Annotated in this window: 19 protein-coding genes; 9 read left to right on the top strand and 10 right to left on the bottom strand. The window is 64.0% G+C overall.

Annotated features, from left to right (window positions below; translation table 11 throughout):
- Nucleotides 1–1,410: AAA family ATPase (locus B2V90_RS04295; protein ID WP_293919799.1), on the top strand; the 1,410-nt coding region annotated here is incomplete at its 5' end.
- 37 nt (nucleotides 1,411–1,447) lie between these two features.
- Here B2V90_RS04295 and B2V90_RS04290 read toward each other — a convergent pair.
- The gene (locus tag B2V90_RS04290) at nucleotides 1,448–1,648 is read right to left on the bottom strand and encodes a hypothetical protein (protein WP_009820479.1); all 201 of its coding nucleotides are present in this window, start codon (nucleotides 1,646–1,648) and stop codon (nucleotides 1,448–1,450) included.
- A 127-nt stretch (nucleotides 1,649–1,775) separates the two neighbouring features.
- Nucleotides 1,776–3,050 carry an aspartyl/asparaginyl beta-hydroxylase domain-containing protein gene (locus tag B2V90_RS04285; protein WP_228222292.1) on the bottom strand — a complete coding sequence of 425 codons (1,275 nt, stop codon included), beginning with the start codon at nucleotides 3,048–3,050 and terminating at the stop codon, nucleotides 1,776–1,778.
- Between the two features lie 111 nt (nucleotides 3,051–3,161).
- Between B2V90_RS04285 and B2V90_RS04280 the strand changes: the two genes are divergently transcribed.
- On the top strand, nucleotides 3,162–4,190 hold the full coding sequence (locus tag B2V90_RS04280; RefSeq protein ID WP_228222291.1) for a hypothetical protein: 1,029 nt from the start codon (nucleotides 3,162–3,164) through the stop codon (nucleotides 4,188–4,190).
- Nucleotides 4,191–4,291: 101 nt separating this feature from the next.
- Here B2V90_RS04280 and B2V90_RS04275 read toward each other — a convergent pair whose 3' ends face one another.
- Nucleotides 4,292–7,303: a TonB-dependent receptor domain-containing protein gene (locus B2V90_RS04275; RefSeq protein WP_228222290.1), complete on the bottom strand. Its 3,012-nt coding sequence runs from the start codon at nucleotides 7,301–7,303 to the stop codon at nucleotides 4,292–4,294.
- Nucleotides 7,304–7,695: 392 nt separating this feature from the next.
- On the opposite strand from B2V90_RS04275, the gene B2V90_RS04270 reads away from it, so the two are divergent.
- Nucleotides 7,696–8,241, top strand: a complete 546-nt coding sequence (locus tag B2V90_RS04270; protein ID WP_228222289.1) for a hypothetical protein — start codon at nucleotides 7,696–7,698, stop codon at nucleotides 8,239–8,241.
- A 7-nt stretch (nucleotides 8,242–8,248) separates the two neighbouring features.
- Here B2V90_RS04270 and B2V90_RS04265 read toward each other — a convergent pair whose 3' ends face one another.
- Genes B2V90_RS04265 through xseA form a run of 3 tightly spaced genes read right to left on the bottom strand, consistent with a single transcriptional unit; the run spans nucleotide 8,249 to nucleotide 10,814 of the window.
- The gene (locus tag B2V90_RS04265; protein WP_228222288.1) at nucleotides 8,249–9,100 is read right to left on the bottom strand and encodes a M23 family metallopeptidase; all 852 of its coding nucleotides are present in this window, start codon (nucleotides 9,098–9,100) and stop codon (nucleotides 8,249–8,251) included.
- Complete coding sequence (locus tag B2V90_RS04260; RefSeq protein WP_009820472.1) at nucleotides 9,097–9,309, bottom strand: DUF2093 domain-containing protein; 213 nt, start codon at nucleotides 9,307–9,309, stop codon at nucleotides 9,097–9,099. Before B2V90_RS04260 ends, B2V90_RS04265 begins: the two co-directional genes overlap by 4 nt.
- Nucleotides 9,310–9,332: 23 nt before the next feature.
- Nucleotides 9,333–10,814, bottom strand: a complete 1,482-nt coding sequence (gene xseA, locus B2V90_RS04255) for an exodeoxyribonuclease VII large subunit (protein WP_293919805.1) — start codon at nucleotides 10,812–10,814, stop codon at nucleotides 9,333–9,335.
- 7 nt (nucleotides 10,815–10,821) lie between these two features.
- On the opposite strand from xseA, the gene purD reads away from it, so the two are divergent.
- Both purD and B2V90_RS04245 read left to right on the top strand, forming a co-directional pair.
- A complete protein-coding gene (gene purD, locus B2V90_RS04250; protein ID WP_228222345.1) occupies nucleotides 10,822–12,105 on the top strand; it encodes a phosphoribosylamine--glycine ligase in 1,284 nt (427 codons plus the stop codon).
- Between the two features lie 67 nt (nucleotides 12,106–12,172).
- Complete coding sequence (locus B2V90_RS04245) at nucleotides 12,173–12,766, top strand: hypothetical protein (protein ID WP_228222287.1); 594 nt, start codon at nucleotides 12,173–12,175, stop codon at nucleotides 12,764–12,766.
- On the opposite strand, the gene B2V90_RS04240 is transcribed toward B2V90_RS04245, so the two are convergent.
- The 4 genes from B2V90_RS04240 to B2V90_RS04225 are packed head-to-tail and all read right to left on the bottom strand — an operon-like array spanning nucleotide 12,763 to nucleotide 16,902.
- Entirely contained in the window at nucleotides 12,763–13,560 is a 798-nt protein-coding gene (locus B2V90_RS04240) for a 3'(2'),5'-bisphosphate nucleotidase CysQ (RefSeq protein WP_228222286.1), read from the bottom strand. The two genes, B2V90_RS04245 and B2V90_RS04240, sit on opposite strands and share 4 nt — an antisense overlap.
- On the bottom strand, nucleotides 13,547–14,893 hold the full coding sequence (locus tag B2V90_RS04235; protein ID WP_228222285.1) for a TldD/PmbA family protein: 1,347 nt from the start codon (nucleotides 14,891–14,893) through the stop codon (nucleotides 13,547–13,549). Before B2V90_RS04235 ends, B2V90_RS04240 begins: the two co-directional genes overlap by 14 nt.
- A gap of 43 nt (nucleotides 14,894–14,936) precedes the next feature.
- Nucleotides 14,937–15,854, bottom strand: a complete 918-nt coding sequence (gene nudC / locus B2V90_RS04230; RefSeq protein ID WP_228222284.1) for an NAD(+) diphosphatase — start codon at nucleotides 15,852–15,854, stop codon at nucleotides 14,937–14,939.
- The gene (locus B2V90_RS04225) at nucleotides 15,832–16,902 is read right to left on the bottom strand and encodes an A/G-specific adenine glycosylase (protein WP_228222283.1); all 1,071 of its coding nucleotides are present in this window, start codon (nucleotides 16,900–16,902) and stop codon (nucleotides 15,832–15,834) included. Before B2V90_RS04225 ends, nudC begins: the two co-directional genes overlap by 23 nt.
- A gap of 26 nt (nucleotides 16,903–16,928) precedes the next feature.
- Here B2V90_RS04225 and B2V90_RS04220 point away from each other — a divergent pair, with 26 nt between their 5' ends.
- From B2V90_RS04220 to B2V90_RS23100, 4 genes are all read left to right on the top strand, one after another.
- Nucleotides 16,929–17,471, top strand: coding sequence for a DUF721 domain-containing protein (locus B2V90_RS04220; protein ID WP_009820464.1), 543 nt, complete (start codon nucleotides 16,929–16,931; stop codon nucleotides 17,469–17,471).
- Between the two features lie 54 nt (nucleotides 17,472–17,525).
- Nucleotides 17,526–18,191: a thioredoxin domain-containing protein gene (locus B2V90_RS04215; protein WP_228222282.1), complete on the top strand. Its 666-nt coding sequence runs from the start codon at nucleotides 17,526–17,528 to the stop codon at nucleotides 18,189–18,191.
- Between the two features lie 43 nt (nucleotides 18,192–18,234).
- Entirely contained in the window at nucleotides 18,235–18,966 is a 732-nt protein-coding gene (locus tag B2V90_RS04210; RefSeq protein ID WP_228222281.1) for a DsbA family protein, read from the top strand.
- Between the two features lie 74 nt (nucleotides 18,967–19,040).
- A partial coding sequence (locus B2V90_RS23100; RefSeq protein ID WP_414711575.1) for an AAA family ATPase occupies nucleotides 19,041–19,168 on the top strand: 128 nt, incomplete at its 3' end.

Here is a 19,168-nt window from a genome sequence, read left to right as displayed (position 1 = left end):
GACAAGGCGATCGACCTGATGGACGAGGCGGCGAGCCGCATACGCATGGAAGTGGAGAGTAAGCCCGAAGAGATCGAAAATCTCGACCGCCGCATCATGCAGCTCCAGATCGAGCGGGAGGCGCTCAAGAAAGAAAGCGACCAGGCGTCGAAGGACCGGCTGGCGACGCTGGAAGGCGACCTCGCCAATCTGGAGCAGCAGTCGGCCGAACTGACGACGCGCTGGCAGGCGGAAAAGGACAAGATCGCCGGCGAGGCCAAACTCAAGGAGCAATTGGACGCCGCGCGCATCCAGCTGGAGCAAGCGCAGCGTTCGGGCGAATATGCCCGCGCCGGCGAGTTGCAATATGGCACCATCCCGGACCTGGAAAAGCGGCTTGCCGACGCGCAATCCGCCTCGGCCGGCGCGATGCTGCGCGAGGAGGTGACGAGCGAGGATATCGCCGCTGTCGTGTCCCGCTGGACCGGCATCCCGGTCGACCGCATGCTGGAAGGCGAGCGCGAGAAGCTGCTGGCGATGGAAGGCGAACTGGGCAAGCGCGTCATCGGGCAGGCGGATGCGGTCAAGGCCGTGTCGACCGCCGTGCGCCGCAGCCGCGCAGGGCTACAGGACCCCAATCGCCCGCTCGGTTCCTTCCTGTTCCTTGGACCGACGGGCGTCGGCAAGACCGAACTGACCAAGGCGCTCGCCAGCTTCCTGTTCGACGATGACAGCGCGATGGTGCGCATCGACATGAGCGAGTTCATGGAGAAGCATTCGGTCGCCCGCCTGATCGGCGCGCCTCCGGGCTATGTCGGCTATGAGGAAGGCGGCGTGCTGACCGAAGCGGTCCGCCGCCGCCCCTATCAGGTCGTTCTGTTCGACGAGGTCGAAAAGGCACATGGCGACGTGTTCAACATCCTGCTCCAGGTGCTGGACGATGGCCGCCTGACCGACGGGCAGGGCCGCACCGTTGACTTCACCAACACGATCATCGTGCTGACGTCGAATCTGGGCAGCCAATATATTGCCGGTCTTGGCGATGACGACCCGGTCGAAAAGGTCGAGGATCAGGTGATGGACGTTGTCCGCGCCCATTTCCGCCCGGAATTCCTGAACCGGCTGGACGAGATCATCCTGTTCCACCGGCTGGGCGCCGCCCATATGGCGCCGATCGTCGACATCCAGGTCGCCCGCATCGGCAAGCTGCTGAAGGACCGCAAGATCACGCTGGACCTAACCGATGGCGCGCGGGCCTGGCTCGGCAGGGTGGGTTACGACCCAGTCTATGGCGCGCGCCCATTGAAACGCGCGGTCCAGCGCTACTTGCAGGACCCGCTGGCCGACATGATCCTGCGCGGGGACATACCCGACGGGTCAACCGTGCGCGTGGATGAAGGCGACGGGGCGTTGGTGCTGACCCTGGCCTGATGCGAGCAAGGCGCGGCGGCACGCCGCGCCGCTTCGCTCAGCCGCTAGGGTTCATTCCGGCACGGCTGCGGGTAATCAGGTCATCGGCGTCCCGGTTCTGCTGGTCGCCGATTGACTGCCACTCAGCGTTGGTCTTGCAGATGCGTTTGCTGCTGACCAGCGAACCGGTCACACTCAATCGCTTGCAGCGGACGGCGTTAGGGTCATTGCGATCGAGCTTGGGCTTGTCTTCGGCCATAGCTGGCGACGCCGGAAAAGCTAGGGTTAGAGCTAGAAATCCCGAAGCGATCGCAGTTTTCACAACAGACACTAATCATCTCCCTGGACAAGGCAGCGCGGTTCGAAACTAAGCCGGTCGCCGCAAATCAGACGCTGGCTTGGTTCATTCCCCTGCTGGCGTCGGCTGTTGCGTAGAATTGCTTTAATAGCATCTGCTCTTCAAGTGACAAATGCGGGTTCCACACATCGAAGATCAGCACCACGCGCAGATGATCACTCCTGTTCCATGCTTCGTGGTCGATCGTATCGTCGAACGCAAAGGCTTCGCCTTCTCGCCAGTTTCGTGTTTCTCCTCCGACCCGAAAGCCGCATTCAGGTGGCACGATAAGCGGCAGGTGGATGATGGCACGCGTGTTCGTCACGCCGGTGTGCGCTGGAATATGACTATGCGGTTTCAGCAGCGAAAAGAAAGCCGACGGCGCACGCCCCGGAATGTCCGCGCGGGGAAGCGCTTCCAGAGCCGCTACGGTTTCGGGGCATGTTGCGCATATGGCTTCGTTGCGCACCCCATATTCCCACAGAAACAATGCCCCCCAGTCGAGCGAGCCATCAAGCGCGGTCCACTTGTTTTCAGGCGTACCGGCTTCCTGGCGAACATAAGGCCTTACAGCGGCGCCATTTTGCGCCACCAGCGCCAGAAATTCGGCGCGAATGGCGTCGGTACGCCGTTCAAGTGCCTCCATCCAGGGAAAATGAGCACGATCGAAAAATTCATCAGCGGGAAGAAAGGGATAATGAAGGCCCGAACAGTGATTCTGATAAATGGCACGGCGGCCAAATTCATGGTCGAGGCATGCCTGGAATCGTCGTTGGCCGAGTGCTGGCGCAGCGGATAAATTTTCGGCAACCCCTGCTTCGATGAGAGCGGCAAATTGCGCTTTATGCTCGCGCACATAGGAGCGGGCCATGTCGAGCGTTTCGGACAGCGCTGGCGGAATATCGCCCATCGCTGCAGTCAGCGCCAGGACCTTGCCCCAACTATCAGCAGCGGCCTGTCTTTCACCCAGTCGTTGCTGCAACTGCGCCATGCGGATCTGCGCCATCAGGTTGCGCTGATCGACATCGATCGCGCGTTGCAGGGCGGTCCGTTCTCCCTCCGCCTGGCCATTGCCGCGCTGGGCCGAAGCCAAATTCATCCAGAGGGCCGCTTCATTGGGATCAGCCTCCGCCGCCTTGGCGAAATGGAAACAAGCATCGGAATAATGCTCCTTTTCCAAGGCAATCAGACCCAGCATATTATGCGCCATGGGATCGGCGGGCCAGGCATCCAGGACTGCGCCCAGCGCCGCAACCGCCTCTGTCGTCCGCCCACCTCTGCGCGCTTCGGCAGCGCGCTGTAGAAGCGCCTCACGTTCCTTCATCAAAAGCCCCCCAGCCTTAATTCCATAGGAGTATCAGATGCGCTCACCGGCGCAACCGCCCTGAGCGCACCAACCCTTGTTCCGGACAAGTCCGCGTGCGAAGCCTTGATCATGACCCAATCGCCTTCATTCCAGACTGTGATGCATGACCCGCAATGGCTCGCTCATCGCTATGACCCTGGGCATGACGCCTTTCATCTGCGCCACGTCTCGCGCGCGCGTCGCGCTGCTATGCCATTCCTGACCGACGAATATCTCGGAAGCGACAAGCCCTTGATCCTGCGCCGGGTCGACGCCGTCGAGCATGCGCCGGCAGCGTCCCCTATCCACTTCATCTTCCACTCCGCTTACTGCTGCTCGACCCTTCTTGCCGCTGCTTTTGACATTCCTGGCACCTCGATGGGGCTAAAAGAGCCGGTGCTCCTGAACGACCTCGTCGGCTGGCGGCATCGCGGCGGTGGCGGCGCCCAGGTCGCCCGCGTCATGGACGAAGGGCTGCGCCTGCTTGCGCGGCCTTTTTCGGCAGGCGAGGCGACGATCGTGAAACCGTCGAACATCGTCAATCCACTCATCCCTGCGATCATGGCGATGCGGCCTGACGCGCGCGCCTTGTTTCTCTATGCGCCGCTTGAGGCCTATCTCGCCTCGATAGCGCGCAAGGGCATGTGGGGCCGGCTGTGGGTCCGTGATCTGTTTGGCAAATTGCTGAGGGAAGGTATGCTAGGTGCGCTCGGCATCGCGCCGGAGGCGTTTTTGGGTCTCACTGATTTGCAGGTAGCAGCCGCCGGCTGGTTGGCGCAACAGCAGCAGTTTCAAAGCCTTGCCGACACGTTGAAGCAACGCGTCGCGACGCTCGACAGCGAAACATTCGTGGATCGGCCTTATGACACGCTGGACGCGCTGGGTCAGTTTTTTGAGTTTGAACTCGATCCATCGGCCATTACCGCCATTATCAATGGCCCGGTCTTCGGCCGGGATGCAAAAAACGGGGACGCCTTCGCGCCCGGAAAGCGTGCCGCCGATGCCAGGTCAGGCGTCGCCTTGCATGCGGAGGAACTGGAAAAGGTCGTCGTCTGGGCGCACCATGTCGCAGACAGCGCCGGCATATGCGTCGCCCTGCCCCAACCACTCATCCGGTAGGCGATGTCCACCGGCTAGCCTTTGGCAACGAAGTCTTACCGACATAAAAAAGGGGCCGGTGTGTCCACCGGCCCCTTTTCTTTCATTACCTTATGCGCCGATCAGAAGCGGAACTTCACCGCGGCGGCATAACGACGACCCAGCGCGTCATAGGTCGACGGATAGACGTTGCCGCTGTTGTAAGCGGTCGAACCCAGCGTGGAACCAACAACCTTGGGCTTGTTGTTGAACATGTTCTGCGCCGTCAGGGTCAACGTGATGTTGTCCGAAACGTGGAAGCGGCCCGTCAGGTCGAAATAATGTTCGGCCGGAATCTTCCGGAATTCCGGATTGACGACGCAGCCATCCGGATCCGCACCTTCTGGGTCTTCACAACCAAAGCCGATCGCCGCAGCCAGATCGTCGTCATAGGCGGCGGGTTCATAGCTGACCGAGTCGATATAGCGCCACAGCAGCGAGATATCGAAGGTTTCGAAGCCCAGCGTGGTGCGCTGCGAGAACTGCCATTCAGGCTGAATGGAGGCGCAGTTGACCGAGTAGTAGCCGGTGCATTCACGGTTCAGCGAAGACGGCGACGCCTGGAACTTCGAGCTGCCCGTCCAGTTGCCGGTCAGGCTGAGCGACAGCTTGGCAAAGCCGATGTCACGGCCATAGTTGACCGAGAAATCGACGCCGTCCGTCTTGAGCGTGCCGAGGTTCGACAGACCCAGGAACAGGCCCGGAGTGGTCAACGATTCACCGAACAGGTTGCCTGTTGCCGGGTTACGCTGAATGCTGGTGCACGCTTCGCTGGTTGCGCTCGCCGCCGACAGATTGTCGAAGCAAGCACTGATCGCATCGCCCGGGGTCGGCGTGGTGATGGCACCGGTGACCTTGATGTTGTAATAGTCGACCGTTGCCGAGAAGCCGGGCAGGAAATCAGGCTGGAACACAGCGCCGATTTTCCAGCTGTTCGACTTTTCCGGGCTCAGCGCCAGATTACCGCCGGAGGTGTAGTTGATCTGACCCGCTGGATCATTTTCGATCAGGCCAAGGAACGCACCGCCGCCCTGCGCGGTGCAGACCGCAGCCAGATTGGCGTTGTTGAGCGGCGCGTCGCCAGCGCAGGGATCGACCGCCAGGTTGGTCAGGCCCGTATTGTTGGGCGCGAACAGTTCGGCGATGTTCGGGGCGCGAACGGCACGGGCGTAGTTGCCGCGGATTTTCAGAGCACGAACCGGGCTCCAGGTACCGCCCGCATTCCAGGTCCAGGTTTCGTAGCCGGGCGAACCAGCGGCATCGATGCTGTACTTGGAATAACGGACACCACCCTGAACGACCAGTTCCTCGAAGAACGGACGATCCTGAACGATCGGCAGGACGAGTTCGCCATAGGCTTCGTAAACGTCATAGCCGCCGGTGATGTTCGGCGCCGCACCACCCGCGCCACCGAGGTCACCCGACTGCGAGAGAAGGTCCGATTCCTGCGAGGCGGTATATTTGCGATATTCGCCACCCAGCGCGAAAGCGACAGCGTCGGTCGCCCAAGGCACGGTCCAACCGAAGTCGCCATTGATCAAGCCCTTGACCTGCGCAAGCGAGGTCTTGGTCACAATCTGGCTGTTGGCATTCAGGAACGCATTCATCGAGTCCGTGATGGAACCATTGCCGCCGAATGCGTTCAAAGGAACGCAACCATTGCTATCATCCAGGCAGGTTTCGGTGTTGGTCGCGAGCAGCGCCTGACGGACGCGGCTGTTGAGCCAGTAGCCCTGCTGGGTCTGGATATTCTCCGATTCGCCATAGGCGCCCGAAACGTCCCAGTTGATCGTATCGGTGATGCCGCCACGCGCGCCAATCTTGTAATCAAAGAAGGTCGTCGTGAAGTCGGAGACACGCGGCCCGAGTTCGACGGCGCGACGCGAGAAGGCGGTCGATACCGTCTGGTAGTTGGGATCGTTGGGATCAGTCGCGAGCGCAGCAGCGTCGCACTGGGCCTGTGTAAACAGTGGCGTGTAAACGCCGGCGGCGGGATTGGTGTCGCGAGCACAGAAAGCGTTGCGCTGAGCAGCCGTCAGATACGGGTTGCTGAGCGGAACATCGACCGCGATGCCGAACGAGCCCGAGGGCGCGATGATGGTGTTGACGGTGTTCTTCGAGAAGATACCGCGCGAATAGACCTCAACCGCGTCGCTGACTTCATATTTGGCGGCGCCGAACATATTGAAACGTTCGAACGGCGTCTGGAAGATATTATACGGGTTGAAGTTGAAGGCATCGTAGGCGCTGGTCGGGCGAAACGCGGTGCCGTCAGCGGTGATCTGCCGCGTGCCGTTGCCATTGTCGGTGCCCGTGACGTTCACATTGGTGAAGCGCGAAGGGGTCGCCGTACCCGAACCTCCGGCAACACCGCTATAGGAATCGACATTGTCGAACGAGAAGTCGCGACCGCCCTGATAGACCGGATCAGATTGCTGGTAACCGACAGCGAATACGACATTACCGCGGCCGTCATCAAAGTTGGCGCCCATGGTCAGGTCGGCGCGGAAGTAGTTGCCGTCGCCCTCTTCGGTGATCTGGTTCGAGATATTCGCTTCCAGGCCGGAGAAGTCAGACTTCGTAACGAAGTTGACGACACCCGAAATGGCGTCCGCGCCGTAGGTGGTCGATGCACCGCCGGTCAGAACGTCAACGCGCTCAACGAGCGCGACGGGCACGTTGTTAAGGTCGAAACGGCCGTTCAGTTCGGCAGGAACCAAACGGTCGCCGTCGATCAGCACGAGGTTGCGGTTCGAACCCAGACCACGCAGGTTGACGAACGAAGCGCCACCATTGCCGTTGTTCACCGCCGAACCGATGCTCGGCACGATGCCGGGGATTTCACGCAGAATGTCTTCTGCGGTGTTGTTCTGCTTCAGCTCGATCGTGTCGGCGGTTGTGGTCAGCACCGGGTTCGACTGAAGATTGGGGTTACGGATCAGCGAACCCGTAACGACGATGGTGTCGCCAGCAGCGGGCGCTTCGGCCGCCTGCGGCGCGTCTTGCGCGATGGCGGCGCTGGCGATCAGCGACGCGCCCAGGATCGCCGGTGCGGCGCTGGCACGCAGCAGTGCCCTTTTCGAAAATGTCTTCACGGTCCAGTCCCTTGCTCTGGAGTCGGCAGATTATCTGCCACCTAGTAGCCCGTACGGAGGGATATGGTGCCCGACAGCGATCCCCCCATATGGATTGGTGGAACCTGCGCGGGCTTCAGGGCGCTGTAAAGCATGGGAAAAGGCCGATCGCCGCTTTTGGCGAGCGCTGTATCATAATTGCAACAAGGCGGCAGCGCCCCGGTTTTACGATCATGTTGCAATATAATTTCATTGAAATGTCACGGAGTGCAGCTTTCATACATCACCCCGTCAAACGCTGTTCTAAAATATGTCATCCCCTAAGCGTATGCGCGTTGCCACCCTCTCTTGACGCATATTTTCCGCGAAAGGCATGGTATGGCAGCGGCGAACGGCAAGGGAGACAGAGTGACATGAAACGCGGATCGACGATGCTGGGCGTCATGGCGCTGGCGCTGATGACGGGGTCCGGGCTGGCCGCGACCAAAGCGCGCCCGCCTCAGGCCGAGATTTTCACCAATTTGCTGCAATGCCGCTCAATCACCGCTGATGCGGACCGCCTTGCCTGTTTCGACCGCCAGGTCGGCGCTATGGAAACCGCTTCCCAACGCGACGAAGTCGTGGTTCTCGACAAGGGCGAACTCAACAAGACCCGCAAGACGCTGTTCGGCTTCTCCTTCCCGAAACTGCCTTTCCTGGGAGGCGGCGACGATGACGGTGCAGCCAAGGAAGAGGAGGGCGTCAGCCACATTCAGGCGACGATCGCCAGCCTGCGCAGCCTGGGTTATGGCAAATGGCAGATCGGGCTGGAGGACGGCGCACAATGGATGACCACCGAAGCGGTCACCGGTCGCGATCCCAAAGTCGGCCAGTCGATTGAGATCAAGCGTGCGGCCATGGGCAGCTTCATGGGCAAGGTGGAAGGCGGACGCGCCATCCGCATGAAGCGGGTCAGCTAAGGTTCTATCAGCGCCCCTGCGGCATCGGCCCGGCGATCAACAACGGGTCGATGCGCGCATCGTGCCATTTCATGCCCCAGTGCAGATGCGGTCCGGTTGCGCGGCCCGTTGCGCCGACAGCCCCGATCTGTTGCCCCTGCGCCACATGATCGCCCATCTTCACGTCGATCCGTGACAGGTGAAGGAAGGCGCTGTTGAGACCATGGCCATGGTCGATCATCAGCAAATGCCCTTCCAGCGTGAAGGGCTTGTCGATCGCCGCCAGGATCACCACGCCATCGGCGGGCGCCCGCACCGGCTCGCCCGTGGCGGCGGCGATATCGACGCCGCCATGATAGGACCCCGGCTCGCCCTGATAGATGCGCTGTGCGCCGAAAAAGCCGGAAATGCGCCCGACGCGCGGCCAGATGAATGTCTGCCGCCATCCTTGCGCATCCGTCACCTTCGCCCGCGCCGCTGCTATCGCTTCCAGTTCGGGGCGGCGCAGCGCGAGAAAGGCTTCGCTGCTTTTGCCCACACGCAGCGGCGCGTTGATACGCTCCAGACGCCAGGCGCGCGGCGCCACGATCAGTGACTGGGTGAGAACGCGTCCGTCGGCCAGGCGTGCGGTCAACAAGGCGTCGGGCTTCGCATCCCGGTCGAAGGCGATCAGGAACCGGCCACCAGCGTCGATCGCCACCGGCTGGGCGCCGAGTGTCAAAGCCACTGTTCCACCGGGCGCCGTGCCAAGCAGCCTGCCACCCTGCACCGCTGCGCCCTCAAGCCGGAATGCGGGCGATACCGCCTTTTGTGGCGCGATGGGTTGCGCCGTCGCCCCACCGGCAAGCCCAACAATTGCCGCCAGGACAATCGCCTTCATCGCTCGCCTGCCGCCTTCTGCTCCGCCTCCACCGACGCTTGCGCGCTGGCATAGGGCTCCTGCCGGGCGATGCTCCAGTAGCGCAGGTCCTGCAAGGCGATAGGCTGTCCGGTCATGGCGCACAGCACATGATCGCCGGCCTTTAGCACGCGAAAGCTGTAGGGCAGATAATGAAGCCGGGCGATCCGGTCGCGGCTGGACATCAACATGGGGACGACACTTTCTTCATCTGTCAGGAGAACAAATCCTGCTGTGCATGGGCGGGATCACGCGGCTTGCGCGTGGGTCGCGCCGACGGCGACGGCGCCATCCCGGCGGAGGCTTCAGCCTGCCCAACGGCCGCGTCCACGGTTCCATCGTGGAAGTGCAGGACGACTTGCTCGGCCGCGCGTGCGGCCTCGACCGACCGCACCAGCCGGTCGCCAGCCATGACCCGGGCATAGCCGCGTTGCAGCGGCAGATCGGGATTGAGCGACGCGAAATGCCGCGAGACGCGGTCGAACGCCGTGGCGCAATCGCGCTGCGCCCGGACCAGATTTTCCGGCCGCAACCGCAACCGATCGAGCCGCTCGCCCGCACGCGCCAGTTGCTGGCGCAGCAGCGCGGGGCGCAGCGCGCCGCTCGCCTGCCCCAGATGCGCGCGCGCATCGGCCAGGCGTGGACGCAGACCACTCGCCAGGGCGACCGACACCTGGTCCAGCCGCTGCCGCTGGGGGCTGAGCAGCGTATCGGGCGTCGGCATCAAGCGCGCCTGCATGTCCAGCCGCTCACGCGCCTGCGCCGCGCCGCGCCGAACGGCGCGGCCCGCACGCAGCCCCATGTCCGTCAATCCCGCCAGCAATTCCGCGCGCACCGGCACCGCCATTTCGGCCGCCGCCGTTGGCGTGGGCGCGCGCCGATCGGCGGCATAGTCGCACAGCGTCGTGTCGGTCTCATGCCCCACCGCGGAGATGATCGGGATGCTGCATTCCGCGACCGCACGCACGACGATCTCTTCATTAAAGCTCCACAGATCCTCGATCGACCCGCCACCGCGCGCCACAATCACCAGGTCCGGCCTGGGCAGCGCACCATCGCCAGCCATTTCCGAAAAGCCGCGAACCGCGCGCGCGACCTGCTCCGCGGCGCCTTGCCCCTGCACCAGCACCGGCCACAGCAGCACCTGGGTCGGACAGCGATCCGCCAGCCGGTGGAGAATGTCGCGAATGACCGCGCCCGTGGGCGATGTGACGACGCCGATGGTGCGTGGCAGGAAGGGCAATGGCTTCTTGCGCTCCGGCGCGAAGAGCCCTTCCCCCGCCAGCTTGGCCTTGAGCTTCTCCAGCAGCGCCATCAGCGCGCCTTCGCCGGCCAATTCCATCCGCTCGATCACGATCTGATATTTGGACCGGCCGGGATAGGTGGTGAGCTTACCCGTGGCGATCACCTCCACCCCGTCCTGCGGCGCGAAGGCCAGCCGCTGCGCCCCGCCTTTCCACATGACGCCATCGATGACGGCATTGTCATCCTTCAGGCACAGATACAGATGCCCCGACGCCGCACGCTTGAACCCCGAAATTTCGCCACGCAACCGGACATGACCGAACCGATCCTCCACCGTGCGCTTCAGCATCCCCGACAATTCGCTGACGCTGAGCGGCGGCGCGTTGTCGCCCGCGCGATCCTCGGCTAACAGGCGGCCCGAACTGTCATAGGCATCATATTCCGGGGACATGAGCGACATGAACATCCTTCTGCTTGGCGGCGGCGGCCGCGAACATGCGCTGGCGTGGAAGCTGGCGCAATCGCCCGGCCTCGACACGCTTTATGCCGCGCCCGGCAATCCGGGCATAGCGCAGCACGCCACGCTGGTCGACCTTGATGCGGCGGATCATCGCGCGGTCTTGGACTTCTGCATCCGCCATTCGATCGGGCTGGTGGTGATCGGTCCCGAAGCGCCGCTGGTTGACGGCTTGGCAGACAATCTGCGCACCATGGGCGTTCCCGTCTTTGGCCCCAACCGCAAGGCGGCGCAGTTGGAAGGGTCAAAGGGTTTCACCAAGGATTTGTGCAAGCGCGCAAATATCCCGACCGCTGCCTATGTCCGCGTGACCAGCAAGGATGGCGCGATCGCGGCGCTGGACGATTTCGCGCTCCCCGTCGTCATCAAGGCGGACGGCCTGGCCGCCGGCAAGGGCGTCATCATCGCACAAAGCCGGGAAGAGGCGCTGGAAGCTCTCGATTCGATGTTCTCCGGCGCATTTGGCGCGGCTGGCGAGGAAGTCGTGCTGGAAGAGTTCATGACCGGGGAGGAAGCGAGCTTCTTCGCCCTGACCGACGGCAGCGCAATCTTGCCCTTCGGATCCGCCCAAGATCACAAGCGCGTGGGCGATGGCGATACCGGTCCCAATACCGGCGGGATGGGCGCCTATAGCCCGGCGCGCATCCTGACGCCCGATCTAGAACAGCAGGTGATCGACACGATCATTCGCCCGACTGTCGATAGCTTGGCCGCTGAAGGCATGCCCTATTCGGGGGTTCTCTATGCCGGCCTGATGCTGACCGAGGCTGGGCCCAAGCTGATCGAATATAATGCCCGCTTCGGCGATCCGGAATGCCAGGTGCTGATGAGCCGCTTCGATGGCGATCTTGCCGCGCTGCTGCTCGCAGTCGCGCAGGGTCGGCTGGCCGATCAGGGACCGGTTGCGCTGGCCGAACGCGCCGCCTTGACGGTCGTCATGGCCGCCAACGGTTATCCCGGCACGCCGGAAAAGGGCGGGCGCATCGCGGGTCTGGACGCCGCCGAGCGGGCAGGCGCCAAGATTTTTCATGCCGGCACGGCGGACCGGAACGGATCGCTCGTCGCCAATGGCGGCCGGGTGCTCAACGTCACCGCGACCGGCAACAGCGTCGCTGCCGCTCAGGCCGCAGCCTATGCCGCCGTCGATGCGATCGACTTTCCCTCCGGCTTCTGCCGCCGCGACATTGGCTGGCGCGAGGTGGATCGCGAAACGAAACAGGGGTGAACCCTTGCAGCGCGACGGAAAGCATCCTTAAATAGCAGAACGACACACCGAGGGGAGACGTAGCGCGATGCAGGAATTCTTCATGGACTATGGCCTGTGGCTGCTGATCGCGCTGTTGGTCCTTATCGGCCTGGTGTTCCTGCTCTCGGGCAAACGCAAGCCCGACATGGAAACCCCGGCGGACACGACCGCGCCTGTGGAAACGGCTCCCCTTGCCGCCGCGCCGCCGGTGGCTGATCCCGTCACGGTGCCGCCGACGCCCGCTCCGGTGGCGACGTCGCCCGCGCCCGCCGCCAATGTCGAGCCCGTCGAGAAGGTGGAGCCTGGGTCGGCGGTGGAGCCGATCGCCGAACACGTCCCGCCGGCCGACGCCGAACCGATCCCCGCCTCACCCGCTATCGCCGCCCCGGCCGATGATGCCGCCCCCGACGATCTTCTCCGACTGAAAGGCGTTGGCCCCAAGCTCAAGGCCTTGCTGATCGAACTGGGCGTCAGCCGCTATGCGCAGATCGCCGCCTGGACGGATTCCGACATTGCCGCCATCGACGCGCGGCTGGGGAATTTCAAGGGCCGCCCGGTCCGCGATCAATGGGTGGATCAGGCAAAATATCTCGCGGCTGGCGACACCGCGGGCTTTGAAGCGAAATATGGCAAGCTTTAGCCGCGGCCCAATATCTCCTGCGCGCGCGGAGCGAGCCGTTCCTGCGCGGCGCCATGAATGCCCGGCGCAGCGCACAACAGGCCAAAGGCGGTGGGCTGCGGCCGGTTGAAACGCAGCGGATCGCCCAGCGCGTCGGTGACGGTGGCGCCAGCCTCCTCACAGATCAGCGCCGCCGCCGCAACGTCCCATTCATTGCCCCAGCGCACCGTCGCGACCAGATCGGCCTCGTCAGCGGCAACCAGCGCCATGCGCAGCGCGATGCTGTTGGGCTTTTCCACCGCGACCAGATCCCGGTCGGCGCGCGGCAACTGGTCAGCGGGCACCCGCGCCCCCGGCAGGATCGTGCGCGTTCCCGCCTTCAGCACCTTTCCGTTGCGCGTCGCCCCGCGCCCTGCCTGCGCCACCCATAATTCGTTGCGCGCGGGCGCGGCCAATATGCCGATCCGCACCGCGCCATCTTCAACCAGGGCAACCGATACGGCCCAGCCACGCCGCCCGCGCAGATAATCGCGCGTGCCATCGATCGGATCGACCACCCACACGCGCGACAGGCCAAGCCGATGGACGGTATCGGCCGTCTCCTCCGACAGCCAGCCGGCGGTGGGATCGATCGCGGTTAGGCTTTCGCGCAGCATCGCGTCCAGCGCCAGATCCGCCTCGCACACCGGGTGGCCGGGCACTTTTTCCCATTGCCGCACACGGGTTTCGCCGTTGGCCCACAGGGTCAACCCATGGTCGGCCGCATCCGCCACGGCGGACACGATTGCGCGTACGGGAAGTTCAGCCCCCGGCAACGGTCATCCCGTCGATGCGGATGGTGGGTACGTTCATGGCATAGCGAAAATACAGGTCGCTCGCTGGCGTCAGGCTGCGGAACATGTCCTTGAGGTTGCCCGCGATGGTGATTTCCGACACTGCATTCATGACCGCGCCATTTTCGATCAGGAACCCGGACGCGCCCCGGCTGTAATCGCCGGTGACGGGATTGACGCCCATGCCGATCAGTTCGGTCACGTAAATGCCGCGCTTCACGTCATAGCGCAGGTCGCCCGGCGATGTCGTCCCTGCTTCCATATACACGTTAGTGACGCTCGCGCCGGGCGCGCCACTGCCGCCCCGGCTCGCATGTCCCGTTGGCTCCAGCCCCAATTGCCGGGCCGATGCGCTGTCGAGCAGCCATCCGGTCAGCACGCCATCCTCGATCAGCGCGCGCCGTTCGACCGGCAGGCCCTCACCATCGAACGGCCGGGAACGCAGGCCGCGCGGGCGCAGCGGATCGTCGATGATGGTGACGGCGGAATCGAAAACCGCCTCGCCCAGCTGATCGAGCAGGAAGCTCGACCGGCGGGCGATGGCCGGACCGACGATGCCGCTGATGAGATGACCCAACAGGCTTGACCCGATGCGCGGGTCGAAAATTACCGGCATGACGCCGCTGCCGACCTTGACCGGGTTCAGCCGGGCGACCGCGCGTTGCCCGGCCCGCGCGCCTACGGCGTCGGCATGGTCAAGATCGCGCAGATGCCGCGCCGAATGGCTGGCATGGTCGCGCTGCATGTCAGACCCGCTGCCCGCCAGGACGCTGGCCCAGGTTGCGTGGTTGGTGCCGGCATAGGCGCCGGCAAAGCCGTGACTGGTCGCCAGCGCCACCTGGCTGCGCCCGCTCGATGCGCCGCCGCCTTCGCTGTTGGTGATGCCCGGCACGCCGCGCGCCGCATCCTCCGCCATCAAGGCGCGCTCGCGAAGCGCAGCGGGTTCCGGCTCCTCCTCGTCGGTCAGGTCGAGCGAGGGCGGGCGTTTTTTGAGCAGCCGGTCTTCGGGTGCCAGGCCCGCATAGGGATCTTCCGGCGCTTCGCGCGCCATCGCAATGCAACGCTCGACCAGCGTGCCCAAGGTTGCAGGATTCATGTCGGACGCGGAAATGCTGGCCGAGCGCTGGCCGATGAAGACGCGCAGGCCGATGTCTTCGCCCTCGGACCGCTCAACATCCTCCAGCGCGCCCAAGCGCACCGACACGTTGGTCGACGCATTGCAGGCATAGATGGCGTCGGCCGCATCCGCGCCCGCCTTGCGCGCTGCATCGACCAAATCCTGCGCGCGCGACTGGGCTTCGTCTAGGCTGAGCATGGAGGGAAGATAGTCCTTGATGGGGGGAAAGGAAGGCCCGGCCTTACGCGCTTGGGGCGGCGGGAACAACCTTCCCCAGCCAATGGTCCAGCAGATGCCAAGCGACGGCCATCTGCGGCGGCGCGAAGAAGGGCGCGTCCGAATCGCCAGCCATCGCCGCGCGCACGCCATCGGCATCGCACCAGAAAGCATGTTCGATCTCGGTCTCGTCAATCCGCAAGGCATCATCCTGCGCCTGGGCGACGCAGGCGATCATCAGGGACGATGGGAAGGGCCAAGGCTGGCTCATCACATAGCGCACCGAATGGACCCGTACGCCCGCCTCCTCATGGATCTCGCGCGCCACCGCCTCCTCGATCGTCTCGCCCGGCTCGACAAAGCCGGCAAGCGCGGAATAGCGACCTTCAGGCCAGCTATGCTGCCGGCCCAGCAGCACGCGCCCCTCATGCTCCGCCAGCATGATGACGACGGGGTCGGTGCGGGGGAAATGCTCCGCGCCGCACGTCTCGCACCGCCGCGACCATCCGGCTTTCACGGCCTGCGTCGCGCCGCCGCAGACCGAACAAAAGGGGTGCCGCGCATGCCAATGCACCAGGCTGCGCGCCGCGCCATAGAGCGCCACTTCGTCGGCCGGGATCAGTCCTGCGATGGCGCGGCTGCGCGGCGTGGGCACTAGATTGGGGCCAAGGTCCTTCACCAGCCGCGCAAAGATTGGCCGCGCCTGCCGATCGACCCCCAGCAGCACATGGTCGTTCAAGACAGCGCCGCTGTCGATCGGCTCCAGCAGCAGATGGCCGTCAGCCTCAACGGGCTCCAACCCATCTAGCACCAGCCGACGCGCGGCAGGATCAGCAAAGGCTTGCCCCAGCAGGACCGGGTTGGTGCGGACATGATCGACCCGGTCCAGCGTCCCGCCGACAAAGCCGGGCAGCGGCCGATCAGTCTTTTGCGTTCCGTGCATCCTCGTCCTTCCTAACCACTTCCACTGCGCGTGCGAATAACGTGGGCAGTCCCGCCTCCCCTATCCGGTCGATCGGCCACCATTCGCCTGTCCCATTTGGCTCCATGCCTGCGTCCAGATGGGCGCGATGAAGCGCCAGCGCCAGCGAGAAATGGGTGAAGACATGGCTGACTGGCTCGGCAAGACTGGTCCATGCCGCATCGACGGGCGGCGTCCATTCGGGCGCCGCGCCCCAATCAGAGCTTGGCAGTGCGCGCATCCCGCCCAACAACCCCTTGTCCGGGCGGCGCACCAGCCAGACATGGCCGTCGCGCTCGATCCACCAGCCATGGCCCAGCCGGTGCGGCTTCACCTTTTTCGGTGCCTTGACCGGAAAAGCGGCAGGGTCGGCAGTTGCAAAAGCAGCGCAGTCCTGCCGCAGCGGACAAATGCCGCAGGCCGGTTTGCGCGGCGTGCAGATGGTCGCGCCCAGATCCATCATGGCCTGCGCAAAATCGCCGGCCCGCGCGTCCGGTGTAACACGGTCGGCGGCGGCGCGCATTGCCGAGCGCGCGGCCGGCAGCGGGGCATCAATGGCAAACAGGCGCGCCACCACCCGTTCGACATTGGCGTCCACCACCACCGCCCGCCGGCCAAAGGCGATGGCCGCGACGGCGGCAGCGGTATAGGCGCCCACGCCTGGCAGGCCGCGCAGCCCCTCCTCGGTATCGGGAAAGCGTCCATCATGGTCGCGCACCACCGCCCGCGCGCAGGAAAGCAGATTGCGCGCCCGCGCATAATAACCAAGCCCCGCCCATGCCGCCATGACGTCCGCATCCTGCGCCGCCGCCAGCTCCTCCACAGTCGGCCAGCTGGTGGTGAACTTTGCGAAATAGGGACCAACCGCCGCCACTGTCGTCTGTTGCAGCATCACTTCGGACAGCCAGACGCGATAGGGGTCGCTCGCATTGGTGCCCGGCGGCGCGCGCCAGGGCAGGCGGCGCGCATGAACATCATAATGCGCAAGCAGGTCACCCGCGATTTTTGACTCTCGACCCTCGACGCGCATGGCAGCCCTATGCCATTAAGCGGGCCATGACGGAACGCCCGGCCAGCCCGAAAATGAAAATGCGCAAAGCACCTGCCGAAGAACGCCCGCGCATCGGCGCTCCGCGACAGATCGCGGACCTGATGCCCGACATCGGCCGCGCCGCCTTCCGCAAGTTCGGCTTTGTCCAGTCCAGTATCGTCACCCGCTGGACCGACATTGTCGGCCCACATTATGCGGCGGTGTCCGCGCCTGAATCGATTCGGTTTCCGGTCGGCAAGAAAGCCGGCGGCACGCTGCAACTGACGGTGATGAGCGGCCATGGACCCATGATCCAGCATGTCCTGCCCGACATCATCGAGCGCGTGAACCGCTTTTTCGGCTATGCCGCGGTGGCCAAGATCGCGATGCGCCAGGGCCAACTCGCCTCGGTCAGCGCGGAACGCCGGCCGCCACCCCGCAATCTTCGGCCCATTCCGGTCGAGCTGGGCGATTCGCTGCGCGACATTGGCGATCCCGAATTGCGCGCGGTGCTCGAATCGCTGGCGCAGGGTCTCGCCAACAGCAGCGGCCTGCCCAAGGTTAGCTAGTTTAGCTGCGGTTCACCCTGCCCTGTCTATGTCAGCCTTTTTTGGACGCGCCCCATGAAGAAGCTTCTGTCGCTCAGCCTGCTCGCCCTACCCGCCGCCCTTGTCGCAGCGCCCGCTGCCAACTGGGCCAGCCGCGTGACGATGACGCCGATCGGCGGCCATTATATGGGCAATCCCGCCGCTCCCACCAAATTGGTGGAATATGTCAGCTACACTTGCTCGCACTGCGCGCATTTCGTGAGCGAGGCGAGCGCGCCGCTGCGCACCGATTATGTGAAGGGCGGCAAGGTCGGGGTCGAGGTGCGTAACGCGGTGCGCGACAAATATGACCTGACCGCCGCGCTGCTGGCGCGCTGCGGCGGGCCAACCAAGTTCATGGGCAATCATGAGGCGCTCTTCGCCAACCAGAGCACCTGGATCACGCAGGTCGAAAGCTACGACCGCGACGCGCAAAAGCCCGCCGATCAGATCCCGGCGCTTCAGGATATCGGCCAGAAGACAGGTCTTTATGCGCTGATGAACAAACGCGGCTTTACCAATGCGCAGCTCAACGCCTGCATCGCCAACCCGCAATCCATGAAGCAGGTGCTGGCGATGACGGACGAGGCATGGACCAAGGTGAAGATCACCGGCACGCCCGGCTTCACCATCAACGGGACGAAGGTTGACGGTTCGAACTGGGCGACGGTGAAGGCCGCATTGCCCCCTGTCGCCCGCTGATCTACACCGCTTCCACTCGCCAATCATCGGAGCCTTGCCCGTCGTGAAAGCCTTTACCGGTCTTGCCATCGCCGCCCTCAGCCTCAGCCTTGCCGCCTGCAACAGCAGTGAGGAGGCCGCCAAGCCCAGCGGCACGCCGATCGCCGCCGTGCCCGCGCCCGCCGGCACGACATGGTCGGCCACGGTCAACGAAACGCCGGAAGGCAATTTCGTGATGGGCAATCCCGACGCCAAGCTCAAGCTCGTGGAATATGGCTCCTTCACGTGCAGCCATTGCGCCGAATTTGCCGAGACCGCTTCGCCGGAAATCCGCAAGCTCGTCGATACCGGCAAGATGAACTATGAATTTCGCACCTATGTGCGCGATCCTATCGACCTGACCACCGCGCTGCTCGCCCGTTGCGGCGGAAAGGACGTCTTCTACCCCTTGTCCGAACAGTTTTTCGCCAATCAGGGTGCGATGTTCGAGAAGGTTCAGGGCAATGACGACGCGTTCAAGGGCGTGGAGCAACTGTCGCCCGCGCAGCGCCCGGTTGCCATTGCGCAGATCGCGGGGCTGATCGACTTCGCCAAGCAGCGCGGCATTTCCGAAGATCAGGCCAAGCAATGCCTGGCCGACACGGCCACCGCTGAAAAACTGGCCAAGGGTGTCGAGGCTGCGAACAACCAGTATCAGATCACCGGCACGCCCAGCTTCCTCATCAACGGGGTGCTGGTGGACAATGCCGCCAACTGGGCCTCGCTCGAACCCAATCTCAAGGAAGCGGGTCTCTGATTGCGCGGCGGGGGACTGACCTCTCCGCCTGAGCGAAGGAAAGCCGGGGCGGCGCGCTGCCCCGGATTGCCGCCATGCAGATAAAGCGGCTCAAGCTTTCCGGCTTCAAGAGCTTCGTCGACGCTACCGAATTGCGGATCGAACCGGGGCTGACCGGTATCGTCGGCCCCAATGGCTGCGGCAAATCCAACATCATCGACGC

The sequence above is a fragment of the Sphingobium sp. UBA5915 genome (assembly GCF_002431195.1).
Taxonomy (GTDB): Bacteria; Pseudomonadota; Alphaproteobacteria; order Sphingomonadales; family Sphingomonadaceae; genus Sphingobium; species Sphingobium soli.
The sequence above is the reverse complement of the archived record's forward strand: the minus strand, read 5'-3'. Positions and strand labels throughout refer to the sequence as shown.

Coding starts and splice junctions, on each gene's coding strand:
- B2V90_RS04280 (WP_228222291.1), top strand. CDS start 3,162: ATGACCCAATCGCCTTCATTCCAGACTGTGATGCATGACCCGCAATGG.
- purD (WP_228222345.1), top strand. CDS start 10,822: ATGAACATCCTTCTGCTTGGCGGCGGCGGCCGCGAACATGCGCTGGCG.
- B2V90_RS04290 (WP_009820479.1), bottom strand. CDS start 1,648: ATGGCCGAAGACAAGCCCAAGCTCGATCGCAATGACCCTAACGCCGTC.
- B2V90_RS04265 (WP_228222288.1), bottom strand. CDS start 9,100: ATGAAGGCGATTGTCCTGGCGGCAATTGTTGGGCTTGCCGGTGGGGCG.
- xseA (WP_293919805.1), bottom strand. CDS start 10,814: ATGTCCCCGGAATATGATGCCTATGACAGTTCGGGCCGCCTGTTAGCC.
- B2V90_RS04220 (WP_009820464.1), top strand. CDS start 16,929: ATGACGGAACGCCCGGCCAGCCCGAAAATGAAAATGCGCAAAGCACCT.
- B2V90_RS04270 (WP_228222289.1), top strand. CDS start 7,696: ATGAAACGCGGATCGACGATGCTGGGCGTCATGGCGCTGGCGCTGATG.
- B2V90_RS04235 (WP_228222285.1), bottom strand. CDS start 14,893: ATGCTCAGCCTAGACGAAGCCCAGTCGCGCGCGCAGGATTTGGTCGAT.
- B2V90_RS04225 (WP_228222283.1), bottom strand. CDS start 16,902: ATGCGCGTCGAGGGTCGAGAGTCAAAAATCGCGGGTGACCTGCTTGCG.
- B2V90_RS04285 (WP_228222292.1), bottom strand. CDS start 3,050: ATGAAGGAACGTGAGGCGCTTCTACAGCGCGCTGCCGAAGCGCGCAGA.
- B2V90_RS04260 (WP_009820472.1), bottom strand. CDS start 9,309: ATGTTGATGTCCAGCCGCGACCGGATCGCCCGGCTTCATTATCTGCCC.
- nudC (WP_228222284.1), bottom strand. CDS start 15,854: ATGCACGGAACGCAAAAGACTGATCGGCCGCTGCCCGGCTTTGTCGGC.
- B2V90_RS04215 (WP_228222282.1), top strand. CDS start 17,526: ATGAAGAAGCTTCTGTCGCTCAGCCTGCTCGCCCTACCCGCCGCCCTT.
- B2V90_RS04245 (WP_228222287.1), top strand. CDS start 12,173: ATGCAGGAATTCTTCATGGACTATGGCCTGTGGCTGCTGATCGCGCTG.